This window comes from Kitasatospora sp. NPDC017646 (genome assembly GCF_044329365.1).
Lineage (GTDB): Bacteria > Actinomycetota > Actinomycetes > Streptomycetales > Streptomycetaceae > Kitasatospora.
Map to the genome: position 1 here is coordinate 189,916 of NZ_JBIRJC010000005.1, position 11,252 is coordinate 201,167.

The following is an 11,252-nucleotide window of genomic DNA, read 5'->3' on the forward strand; positions in this document are numbered from 1 at the left end:
GCTCGGCGGTAACTATGTCATTCGGGGTCCTCGTCCAGCTGGCACAGACCGCCGGGCGGGACAGCGAGGGAGTGCAGGCCGGCCGTGAGGTCGAGAGCGGTCGGCGGCTGCGGTCGGCCCGCCGCGTCGTACACGCTCAGTCGCACCTGGCGGGGTGGCCTGGAGACGTCCAGGAGGAGCCGTCCGCTGGTGGAGGCGTTGATCAGGGTGAGCGTGCGCCATGGTTCGGTGGGCAGGACGACGGGCCGGTCGGTGTAGCTGGTGACCACCACCTGCTCGCCGTGGCGGGCCGTCACCTGCGGGTAGAGCTCGTCGGGGCGGCCGGGTTCGTAGTGGCCGCCGGTGAGGGCCGGGCTCAGGCGCTGCCAGGTGGTGAGCCAGAAGGCGAGGGTCTCGCGGTGCCGCGCCGGGAGTTCGGAGAGCCGGGCGGAGATCTGCGGGACGGCGTGCAGGGCGCCGTGGATCTGGCGGGCGAGGGCTTCGGGCGTCGCGTCCGGGTCCCACATCAGCATGTCGGAGTGGACGGCGCCGCCCGGTGCGATCAGGCCGATGTCCAGGGTCCGCACACGGTTGGCCAGCGCGTCGGCCGGGCAGTCGTTCGCGCGCAGCAGGTTGCCGTAGGCGGTCATGGCCGGGCCGGTGTAGCGCTGGCGCAGCTCGATCACGAACCCGTCGCCGCGCAGACCGCGCAGTTCCTCCCGCAGCCGGCCCAGCAGCAGCGCCATCGCCCGGCCCACGTCGGGCACGAAGCCGAAGCCCGCGTGGTCGGGGGTCGGTGTGCCGGTGTAGACGGCGGCCTCGTCCAGGAAGTCGATCTTCAGCCCGTCGAGGCCGTGGGTGTCGACCACCTCACGGCAGATGCGCACGACGTGGTCGCGGACCTCGGCGTGGCGGGGATCGAGGATGTGGCAGTCGAGGACACGGCTGTGGTGGGGGGCGAAGCGGGACCAGCGCCGGTGGGCCTCGGAGCGTTCCCCGAGAAGCAGGGGGGCGATCCAGGCGGTGTAGCGCAGGCCCGTGGTGCGGACGGTCTCGACGTGGCCGCGCAGGTCGGGGAACTTGTCCGGGTCGGGTCGCCAGTCGCCGCAGCCCGCGTAGCCGCGCCCGTTGCCGTGCAGCTGCCAGCCGTCGTCCAGGAACAGCTGGCCGCAGCCGAGCTCGGCGGCGAGCGCCGCCTCGCGCTCGACACCGGCGGCGTCGACGTCCTGGGTGAAGGCGTACCAGGTGGAGTAGACGGGGGTGCGGCCGAACGCCGGGGTGGGAAGCGGTTGCCCAGCCGGGAGACCGGCGAACCAGTCGCGCAGCTCGCGCAGTGCGGCCGCCAGCGTGCCGCCGGGCGCGGCCAGCCGCAGCCGGCAGCTCTGGCCGGCGGCGAGCGGGAAGCGCAGCCAGACGCCGAAGCGCTTGTGCTCCTCGGAGACGCCGAACCGCAGGGCCGTCACCTGCTCGGTGCGGTCGGTGGCGAAGCCGAGGACAGCGCGGCCGTCGGTGTCGTAGAGGCAGCCGACCGGGGCGGAGTCGATCAGGGAGACCGAGCGCCAGGGGGACCAGTCGGCCGGCAGCGTGCGCTCCCAGCCGGCGTTCGGGTGCCAGAAGCCGGCCGCGTCGCCGAGCGGCACGTCCAGGCGGACCGTCACCTCCGCTGCGACGGAGGCCGTGACGACAGCTTCGGAGTCCTGCCGCGCTGCCAGCTCGACGGTGCCCTCGGGGGCGTGCACGGTGATCCGTGCACCGTGGAGCTGGAGTTCGCACAGGCCCGGATCCCACTGGTCCGGGGTGAAGGTGGGCAGCGCGGCGAGGTCGAGGGTGCCGGTCTCCACGGAAGGCCTCTCTGGGGTGGGGTCGGTGGACGGTGGGCGGGTCACTGCTTGACGGCTCCGGCGAGCATCCCCGAGACGAAGTGCTTCTGGAGGAAGAGGAAGAGCACGGCCATCGGTACGGCCGCGACGGCGGTGCCGGTGAGTAGCTGGCCGTAGTCGACGTCGATGCTGCCGGTCAGCGCGGCCAGGGCGACGGGGATGGTGTACGCGGACTGGTCGCGCAGTACGACCAGGGGCCACAGGAAGTCGTTCCACTGGAACAGGAAGAGGAACATCGCCAGCGCCGCGAGGGCCGGCCGCATGGTCGGCAGCGCGATGCGGAAGAACAGTCCCAGCTCGCCGCAGCCGTCGATCCGCCCGGCCTGGAGCAGTTCGTCCGGCAGGGCCTTCATGGACTGGCGCATCAGGAAGATGCCGAACGGCAGGGCGAGGTTGGGCAGCAGCACGGCCTGCCAGGTGTTGAGCCAGTCCAGGTTCACCATCATCTTGAACAGCGGGACGACGGTCAGCTGGGTGGGCACCACGAGGGCGAGCAGCAGCACGGAGAAGAGGAAACCCCGGCCGCGGAAGCGGTACTTGGCGAAGCCGTAACCAGCCAGGGTACAGACGGTGCCGCCGAGCAGCGTGTAGGCGACGGACAGCAGCACGGAGTTGAGGACGACCCGGCCGAAGCCCACGGACTCCTGGAGGTGGCTCAGGTTCGACCCGAGCGCGTCGCCGGGCAGAAGGTGCGGCGGTCGGCCGAAGATGTCGTGCGAGGTGTGGGTGGCGGCGATAGCCAGCCAGTACAGCGGTGCGACCGTGAAGGCGAGCAGCACCAGCATGCCCCCGGTCAGCAGCACCTGGCCGCGCCGGGACGCGCGCAGGGCGGGGCCGGTGGTGGCCATCAGTCCTCCTCCTTGGCGAACTTGACCTGGACGATGCCGAACACCGCGATGATCAGCACCAGCGCGTAGCCGATCGCCGAGGCGTAGCCGAAGTCGAAGTAGCGGAAGCCGGTCTGGTACAGGTACACGCCGATGGTGGTGGTCGCGTTGTCCGGGCCGCCGCCGGTCATGATGAACGGTTCGTCGAACAGCTGCAGGGTGCCGATGGTGGACAGCACCACGGTCAGCACCAGGGCGGGGCGCAGACCGGGCAGAGTCACGTGCCAGAAGCGGCGCCACGGGCCGGCACCGTCGACGGCGGCGGCCTCGTAGTGCTCGGCGGGGATCCCCTGGAGGCGGGCCAGGTAGATGACGGCGTTGTAGCCCGTGTAGTGCCAGGTCAGCGCGAGCACGATGGAGATCCGGGCCCAGAACGGCTCGCCGAGCCAGTGCACCTCGGGCAGGCCGACCAGCTGCAGCAGCCAGTTCACGGCGCCGGAGTCCTGGTTGAGCAGCGCGCCCATCAGCAGTCCGTAGGTGACCAGGCCGGTCACCACCGGCAGGAAGAAGCCGAGGCGGAAGACCGGCTTCCAGCGCAGCAGCGCGGAGTTGAGCGCGACCGACAGGCCGAGCGCGAGCGCCAGCATGACGGGGACCTGGACGACGAGGATCAGCGCGGTGTTGCCCAGCGCCTTCCAGAACAGCGGATCGTCGACCAGGCGCTGGTAGTTGTCGAGCCCGGCCCAGGTCTGTGCCATGCCGTCCGTGTGGTACAGGCTGAGGACGAACGACCACCCGATCGGGTAGAGCCGGAACGCCGCGAAGAGTGCGAGCGCGGGCAGCACGAACAGGTACGGCGCCAGACGCGCGCCGCTCCACCGGCGGCGAGCGCGCAGCGGCCCGGTGGCCGCTCCGGTGCCGTCGGCGCCGGCCCGGGACGGGGCCGACGCACCGAGCGAGGTGGTGCTCATGCCTGCGACCGCCGGGTCTGCTGGGCCAGCTGGTCGGCGGCCGCCTTCAGCACCGCGGCCGGATCCGCGCCCTGCAACAGCACCTTGGTCTGGGCGTCGTCGATCGCCTTGAGGGCGCGGGCGTAGTCGGAGGTGTAGTTGGTCGCCACCGACGGCTTGGACAGCTCGTCGACGAAGACCTCGGCGTACTTCTGCCCACCGAAGAACGCGTCGGCGGCGTGGAAGGCCGGGTCCTGGTACGCGTCCAAAAGCGCCGGGAAGATGCCCTTCGCCTTGAAGATCTCCACCTGGGAGGAGGGACGGGTCAGGGCGAACTCCGCGAACGCGAACGCGGCCCGCTGGTTCTTGCTGCTCCCGGACACCGCAAGGTGGGTGGAGTTGACGATCGCCGAGCGCGAGCCGCCGGCGGTGACGGCGGGCGGGAGCATCAGCTGCCAGTCGCCGTTCTGGTCGGTGGCGAAGGTCTCCATGTAGCCGCCGTACCAGGCCGGGTTGGGGCAGACCGCGACCTTGCCGGCCTTCACCGCGGCGTCGTAGCCCGGCGCACCGGGCGAGCCCTGGGCGTCGAGGACCAGACCCGCGTCGTTCATCTCCTTGATCAGGGTGAGCGCGCGCACCGCCTCGGGGGAATTGAGGGTGATCTTCCCGTCCAGGTTGAAGTAGAAGGCCCCCTGGAGCTGGAGCAGCAGCTGGAACAGGTTGGCGGAGTCGGCCTGCGAGGCGGACCGGTCCACGGCCAGCAGGGCGGTACCGGTGGCGTCCTTGACCTTCTTCCCGGCGGCGATGACGTCGTCCCAGGTCGCCAGCGTCGTCGGGTCCACACCCGCAGTCTTGAAGAGGTCGGCGCGGTAGAAGAAGCCGGCGGCGTTCGCCTCCCACGGCAGTGCGTAGACCTTTTCGCCCCGGGAGACGGTCTGCCACAGGCCCGGCGCGAAGGCGTTGGCGTACTTGCCGGCGTCCAGTTTCGACAGATCGGCCAGCCCGCCCGGGAACTTCTCGATGTAGCTGGGCAGGTAGTCCACGCCGATGTGCAGCACATCGCCCAGGCCCTGCCCGCCGGCCGCCATCGCGATGGTGATCTTGTCCCAGATCGCGGGGTTGCCGATGTCCTGCACCGTCACCTTGACGTCCGGGTAGACGGCGTTGAACGCCGGGACCAGGGCCTTGAGTTCGGCGGCCGGATTCTTCCAGCTCCACACGGTGATCGATCCGGACGGGGCGCCGGAACCCCCGGTCACGCCCCCTCCGGAGCCCGAACCACTGCACGCGGCGAGGGCCGAAGCCCCGCCGGCGGCCACCGCCGCGGCCCCCAGCCCCTTCAGGAAACCGCGCCGACTCGGCCCGCCCACGACTCTGCCACCCATGCCCGGGTCTTCCTCCCTCGAAGCGCGCGACCGCAGTGGGAAACGACGGGTCACGCGTGTGCTTCAGCGGCCCCGGGGAGCCGGGCGCCGCTGCGCCGCCGGTCTGGCCAGGCGGCCGAGGAGGAATGTAGCGATCCGATCAGATGCAAACAAGGGTTTTCACGTCGTTTTCGCTACACAGAGCGAAAGTGTTACGCAAGGAGCTGCCGGGCCATGCTCGTCCCCCGTCTCGCTCGTCCGGTTATCAGGCGCACGAGCAGGCGAGTTGGGTTTGCCGCCCGATGGCCGGTGAGGGTGTTCGGTCGCAGTCGGACGCCGGGTCGGCGCTCCGGTCGCACTGCATCGAGCGCCCACCCGGCGTGTTGACTTGCGACGGATCATGTTTGATTCTGTTGCCGCCTCGGTGGGGTCTGGAGCACACTGGCTCGACCCGCGAGGCCTCCGTACCGAGAGGCAAACCGTGACCAAGACGACCGCCAAGCTGGCGGACCGCCGCGAGATCATCTACTTCGACCAGGACGACTCCGCCGTCCGGAACTCCATCGACCTGCGCCCTCTGGAGCCCGCCACCGGCCTGTCGACCGTCCGCCGGGACCCCGCCACCGGCGCGTGGGTGACCATCGCGGCCCACCGTCAGGGACGGACCTACCACCCACCGGCTGACGAGTGCCCGTTGTGCCCCTCCCGCGACGGCAGGCTGAGCGAGATCCCCGACAGCGACTACCAGGTCGCGGTCTTCGAGAACCGCTTCCCGTCGCTCGCCCTGGACACCGCCGCGCCCGGCACCGGCTCCGGCGGCCCACTGCGCGCGGAGCGGGCGGGTGCCGGCCGCTGCGAGGTGGTCTGCTTCACCGCCGACCACGACGCGTCCTTCGCCGACCTCACTCCGGCCCGGGCCCGCCTGGTGCTCGACGCCTGGACGGACCGGACCGCGGAGCTGTCGGCCCTGCCCGGCGTGGAGCAGGTGTACTGCTTCGAGAACCGCGGTGCCGAGATCGGTGTGACGCTGGCGCACCCGCACGGGCAGATCTACGCCTTCCCGTTCACCACCCCGCGCACCGTGCTCATGATCGGGCAGGCCGAGCGGCACCGGGCCGAGACCGGCCGCAACCTCTTCGAGGACCTGCTGGCCGCCGAGCGCGCCGACGGCGTCCGGGTGGTGCTGGCCGGCGAGCACTGGACCGCGTTCGTCCCGTTCGCCGCACGGTGGCCCTACGAGGTGCACCTCCACCCGCACCGCCGCGTACCCGACCTGACTGCACTGAACGAGGCCGAGCGCGTCGAATTCCCATACATCTACCTGGAGTTGCTCCGACGATTCGACCGGATCTTCGTCGAACCGGGCCAGCTGGCCCAGGCCGTCGTGACCCCGTACATCTCCGCCTGGCACCAGGCGCCCACCGTTCGCGGCGAGGAGTTGGCTCTTCATCTGGAACTCTTCACCGTCCGCCGCGCCCCCGGAAAGCTCAAGTTCCTGGCCGGCGTCGAGTCCGGCATGGACGCCTTCGTCAACGACGTGACGCCCGAGGCGGCGGCCGAGCGGCTGCGGCAGGTGGCGTCATGACCGACATCCTGCACGCGTTCCATGCCGTCCACGGAACCGCGCCGGACGGTGTGTGGGCCGTACCCGGCCGCATCAATCTGATCGGCGAACACACCGACCACAACGGCGGATTCGTCCTCCCCGTCGCTCTCCCGCAGGCCACGCGCGCCGCCGTCCGCCGCCGCGACGACGGCCTGCTGCGGCTGTCCAGCACCCGGGTCGGCGGCCCGGTCGTCGAATTGCGGGTGGACGACCTCACCCGGGGCGCGGTGAACGGGTGGGCCCGCGTCCCGTGTGGCGCGATGGACCAGATGGCCTCCATGTGCTGCACCGAGGGCAACGCGCTCTTCCTGGACACCCGCGACCTGACCTACCGCCAGGTCGATCTCGACCTGGCCGGATCGGGTCTGCGACTGCTGGTGATCGACACCGGGGTCAAGCACGATCTCGCCGGCGGCACCTACGCCCGGCTGCGCGCCGGGTGCGAACAGGCTGCCGCCCTGCTCGGCCTGCCCACCCTGCGGGACCTGCCACTCGACGCACTCCGGCCCGCCCTGGACCGCCTGCCCACACACCTTCGCCCGCTGGTGCGGCACGTGGTCGAGGAGAACGCGCGCGTCGAGCAGGCCGTCGCGCGGCTCGAGGCCGGGGACCCGGCCGCCCTCGGGACCCTGCTGACGACCGGGCACACCTCGCTGCGTGACCACTACCGGGTGACGTGCCCCGAAACCGACCTCGCCGTCGACACGGCCGTCGCCGCCGGTGCCCACGGCGCCCGGCAGACCGGTGGCGGCTTCTGGGGAGCGGTCATCGCTCCCGGCAGGTCGCGCGACGGCCGCAGCAGCCGAAGCCAGTTGCCCAAACTTCGCAAAATATCAATGGAGTTGGTCGAGGTTGACGACGGCTGTCACCGGGGCGTGGTCGGACCAGCGCTCGGCGTGGGTCGCGGCGCGCTCGACGTAGGCCTGGACGCACTTGTCCGCGAGGCCCGGGGTCGTCACGACGAGGTCGATGCGCCAGCGGATGGACGCCTTTTCGAGAAGGATCCGCACCGTTCGACTCTTCCCACCGGCTGCCCGGCACCGGTCACCCCACTGATCGGCGGGCCCCGGTACCGTGGCCGATGGGCCGCTGGAGTGATGTGCGGCGACATGGTCGTCAATGTGGTCGTGAATAGTTTGCGGAGCCATTTCCTGCACCGCATGATCGGCCGTGTTCGGTCTTCTCGATCTCGGGCGGCGGTGCGGTCTCCCGTGCACCCGCTTCCGGCCGGGCGCACGGGAGTCACGGTCCATGTCAGAGGGGGACGGCATGTCGCAACGCTTCGGCAGGACTCGCTGGAGGCGCTTCGCCGTCATCCTGCTGCCGTCTCTCGCGGCCACCGCGGCCCTCGTGACCGGGGCGGCCCAGAACGCGCTCGCCGCGTCCTTCCTCATCTCCGGTGAGGAGTTCAAGCTCTCGGCCGAGGAGCTCCACGGCGAAGGCTTCAGCCTGTACGGCACAGTGGACTTCACCCGCGAGCACGACCCGGTGCCGGTCATGGTGACGGGGTTCGAGTCCGCCACGATCCACGGGCTCTGCCAGTCGGCCGTCTTCCCGATCCCGGTGCTCGGCACGTTCACGCTGCGGCTCACCGGTGACAAGCGAGCGGCCACCGTGAAGGGCTTCTTCATCGACGCGAAGCACTTGGCGGCCGACCAGTCGAGCGCCCATCACCTCGACATCGGGGTCGCCGCCGGAGCGCTCACCAAGGGCGAAATCAGCCAGGGCGATCGGGACTCGCGCTTCTTCAACCCCAACAGCCCTGCTCAGCAGGCAAGTTCGATCAGCCTGACCGACGTGCGGGTGGCCGCGGTCGCGGTAGCGGCCGGCAGCTTCGATGTTCCCGGTTTGGGCGTTTCGCTGGTGCACGGCCGGGACGAGTGCTTCTGACCCGCCGACCCGGTATCCCGACAGCCCGTCTCAATCCCACTGACCGCACAGGGAGTTGCCACGTGTGGAACAGAACCACGGCCTCGTGGTCCCCGCCGCGCGAGGCGATCGCCGCAGCCCGACGGGAGTTCCGCGTCTGGCGCGGCACCCGCCCCTTCTGGGCCGGTCTGCTGACGTTCAGCGGCGGCCTGCCGATCCTCTACTTCCCCTTCCCCTATGCCCACCCCAGTCTGGGCGGTCTCGGCCTGGCGCTCTCCACCACTGCGGGTGCGGGCTCACTCCTCATCGGGTGCCTGCTGATCACGCTGGGTCTCACGCTCTGGCTCCAGCAGCAGGCGCGGATCTTCGCCGGGGTCGCCGCGATTCTGCTCGCACTGCTCTCCGTGCCGGTCGCCAACTTCGGCGGCTTCTTCCTGGGCCTGCTGCCCGGGCTCATCGGCGGCTCGCTGGCCTGCGCCTGGGCACCACCGGACAACGGTGGGCCGGTGGAGCCGGATATTCCGGAGTGAACCGCGAGAGGGCCCGTGCCACGCGGATCGCGCGGGGTTGACGTCAAGACCGGACGCGTCGCCCCGGCCGCGACGTTGCGGAGTCGATCGGGTCCAGGTCGTTACGGCCGCCTGACTGCCTTCGGACGAAGCCCGTGTCGCACATTCGGTCCAAACGTGCGTGCCCGTGGGGGGCCAGCGGTGGACGCGACGGAGGCTGGGCCGTCAGGGGGATCGCCAACTGAGACGGAGAAGCCGTGCCCGAGCCGGACTACTACTAGTTCCACTCCTCCCACGGGCACCACGCCCCGCTCCACGTCGTCTGGATGCCGCTCGGACCGGGCGGCCTGAGCTCCTTCGAGTACGCCGACTCGACGAGGTCCCACACCTTCCGGGGGAAGGAGGTGAGCGTGGTCGAAAGCCCGCTCGGCCGTGTGGTGAGCGTGACGATCGAGACGAGTGTCGACCGCGGATCGACGTCGTTCTCCGTGCTGGTGCCGTCGGTCAATCTGAACGGGCACAGTGCGACGGTCAGCACCGTCGGCATCACCACCCTGCACCGGATCGGGATCGGGCCCATGACCGGGCAACTCGACGTGTACTCCGAGACCCCGCTCATCGGTACGGCCGAGAGCCGCATCATCCCCCTCGAAGAGGAGGCCGGTGCCGGCGCCGCTCGCGTGTGATCGTGCCCGCCGGGACACCGCCGCCGCCGGTGCGGGAGAACACTTCCCACACCGGGGGCGACGGGCCCACGTCCCTCCGGGCGTTCCTCGGCCTCGCGGTGCGCATCATGCCCACCCCGGCCACACCGCAGGATCCGTCTCCGTCCTCACCGACGGCGGCGACCTCGTCGCCGTCGATCTGACCGCGGGCTGGCTGCCGGCGGACCCGAAGACCGGAGGCCCGCTCCCGCGGTGTCGGCGACTGGTTGTGGTGATTGAGATCGATAAAATATGGATTGTGATCATCAGTGATCGACTGCGGTGGCGCCGCCCTCTCTACGGCCGATGGGAGCCGGCTCTGCTGGCGCCGCTGATCCTGACCGTCGTCGTCGCGGGCCTGGCGTTCGCCACACCCAGGCAAGTCGCCTTCAGCCGTATCCTGACCGCCGCGCCGGCCCTGGCCGCGTCCATGTGGCCCGTGCTTCCCACCGTCCTGCTGGGGCTGTGCTGCCTTCTGATCATGATCGGCCTCAGCCTCGTCTATCCGGACCTGGGGACGTGGTACACGGTGGCGGCGATCTTCGCCGTCACCGTTGCGGCCGCGTACGCGAGCCATATCCGGCTCCAGCGGGAGAAGACCCTCGGCCACGTCAGACTCGTCGCCGACGCGGCGCAGGAAGTGGTCATGCGCCCTTTGCCGCGCTTCGTCGGGCGCGTCGAGATCGAGTCGCTGTATCTCGCGGCGGCGGCGCAGGCCCGCATCGGCGGCGACTTCTACGAAGCCGTCGACACACCGTACGGGGTTCGACTGCTCATCGGCGATGTGCGAGGCAAGGGCCTGGCGGCGGTAGGGGCGGCTGCGGCGGTGGTCAACTCCTTCAGGGAGGCCGCCTACGACGAGCCGGACCTGCGCGACGTCGCCCGGCGCCTGGAGACCAGCAGCACTCGACACAGCGTTGCGTTCGCCACTCAGGACCCGTCGGAGAGCTTCGCCACCGCCATTCTCGCCGAGATCCCGGACAACGACGGCCGCATCGGACTTCTCAACTGCGGGCATCCCCCACCGCTGCTCCTGCACGCCGGGCAGCTGGGCATCGTGCAGCCCACGGCTCCCTCGCCGCTTCTCAACCTCGCGGAGCTGATCGGCGGAGACTACAGCGTCGAATCCGTCCGTTTCACCCCTGGCGACCTGCTGCTTCTCTACACGGACGGTGTGATCGAGACCCGCAACCGCACCGGCGAGTTCTTCCCGCTGCCGGACTGGATGCGGCGGCAGACCCCGGCCGGGCCCCGAGAGCTTCTCGACAGGCTTCACCGGGACCTCCTCGACCACAGCAACGGAGGACTCGACGACGACATCGCGGTCCTCGCCGTACGCCTGCGCGAACACCCGGAGCACGAAGGTCCTCGTCCATCCGGTTCGGGTGTCGCCTGACGACCGGAGTCGGCACACGACGACCAGGACAACCCCCGTTCGGTCACCCGACGTCCGTGCGTTCCGCCGGTGGCCGGCGTCGGGTTCGAGTTCGAGGTCGAGGTCGAGGTCGAGGGTCTGCTGGTCGGGCCCTTCGGGTCGGGCCCGCGCCATGGGGTGCCCCGCCGG

At 70.5% G+C, this 11,252-nt stretch carries 9 protein-coding genes and 1 pseudogene; 6 read left to right on the plus strand and 4 right to left on the minus strand.

The features are described 5' to 3' along the window. Window positions 1-17: 17 nt before the first annotated feature. The 4 genes from ACH4J0_RS10990 to ACH4J0_RS11005 are packed head-to-tail and all read right to left on the minus strand — an operon-like array spanning window position 18 to window position 4,895. Window positions 18-1,820: a glycoside hydrolase family 36 protein gene (locus ACH4J0_RS10990; RefSeq protein ID WP_396238516.1), complete on the minus strand. Its 1,803-nt coding sequence runs from the start codon at window positions 1,818-1,820 to the stop codon at window positions 18-20. Between the two features lie 41 nt (window positions 1,821-1,861). Continuing rightward, on the minus strand, window positions 1,862-2,707 hold the full coding sequence (locus ACH4J0_RS10995) for a carbohydrate ABC transporter permease (protein WP_396238518.1): 846 nt from the start codon (window positions 2,705-2,707) through the stop codon (window positions 1,862-1,864). Next, window positions 2,707-3,657: a carbohydrate ABC transporter permease gene (locus ACH4J0_RS11000; RefSeq protein WP_396238520.1), complete on the minus strand. Its 951-nt coding sequence runs from the start codon at window positions 3,655-3,657 to the stop codon at window positions 2,707-2,709. The genes ACH4J0_RS10995 and ACH4J0_RS11000 overlap by 1 nt, the downstream gene beginning before the upstream one ends. After that, a complete protein-coding gene (locus ACH4J0_RS11005; RefSeq protein ID WP_396238522.1) occupies window positions 3,654-4,895 on the minus strand; it encodes an ABC transporter substrate-binding protein in 1,242 nt (413 codons plus the stop codon). The genes ACH4J0_RS11000 and ACH4J0_RS11005 overlap by 4 nt, the downstream gene beginning before the upstream one ends. Before the next feature lie 586 nt (window positions 4,896-5,481). Between ACH4J0_RS11005 and galT the strand changes: the two genes are divergently transcribed. The 6 genes and pseudogenes from galT (at window position 5,482) to ACH4J0_RS11035 (ending at window position 11,084) form a co-directional block, all read left to right on the plus strand. Then, a complete protein-coding gene (gene galT / locus ACH4J0_RS11010) occupies window positions 5,482-6,585 on the plus strand; it encodes a galactose-1-phosphate uridylyltransferase (RefSeq protein WP_396238524.1) in 1,104 nt (367 codons plus the stop codon). Beyond that, window positions 6,582-8,009 (plus strand): galactokinase, encoded by a 1,428-nt coding sequence (locus ACH4J0_RS11015; RefSeq protein ID WP_396238526.1) that lies wholly within the window; start codon window positions 6,582-6,584, stop codon window positions 8,007-8,009. Before galT ends, ACH4J0_RS11015 begins: the two co-directional genes overlap by 4 nt. Beyond that, window positions 7,957-8,496 carry a DUF6230 family protein gene (locus ACH4J0_RS11020; protein ID WP_396238528.1) on the plus strand — a complete coding sequence of 180 codons (540 nt, stop codon included), beginning with the start codon at window positions 7,957-7,959 and terminating at the stop codon, window positions 8,494-8,496. The genes ACH4J0_RS11015 and ACH4J0_RS11020 overlap by 53 nt, the downstream gene beginning before the upstream one ends. A gap of 107 nt (window positions 8,497-8,603) precedes the next feature. Next, a pseudogene (locus tag ACH4J0_RS11025) lies at window positions 8,604-8,993 on the plus strand (DUF6114 domain-containing protein); the annotation flags it as partial. A 395-nt stretch (window positions 8,994-9,388) separates the two neighbouring features. After that, a complete protein-coding gene (locus ACH4J0_RS11030; protein ID WP_396238530.1) occupies window positions 9,389-9,670 on the plus strand; it encodes a hypothetical protein in 282 nt (93 codons plus the stop codon). Window positions 9,671-9,947: 277 nt separating this feature from the next. Continuing rightward, a complete protein-coding gene (locus ACH4J0_RS11035; protein WP_396238532.1) occupies window positions 9,948-11,084 on the plus strand; it encodes a PP2C family protein-serine/threonine phosphatase in 1,137 nt (378 codons plus the stop codon). Window positions 11,085-11,252: the final 168 nt, after the last annotated feature.

Bases quoted from the DNA above. Each gene is read 5' to 3' on its own strand.
- ACH4J0_RS10995 (WP_396238518.1), bottom strand. From the start codon at position 2,707: ATGGCCACCACCGGCCCCGCCCTGCGCGCGTCCCGGCGCGGCCAGGTG.
- ACH4J0_RS11000 (WP_396238520.1), bottom strand. From the start codon at position 3,657: ATGAGCACCACCTCGCTCGGTGCGTCGGCCCCGTCCCGGGCCGGCGCC.
- ACH4J0_RS11015 (WP_396238526.1), top strand. From the start codon at position 6,582: ATGACCGACATCCTGCACGCGTTCCATGCCGTCCACGGAACCGCGCCG.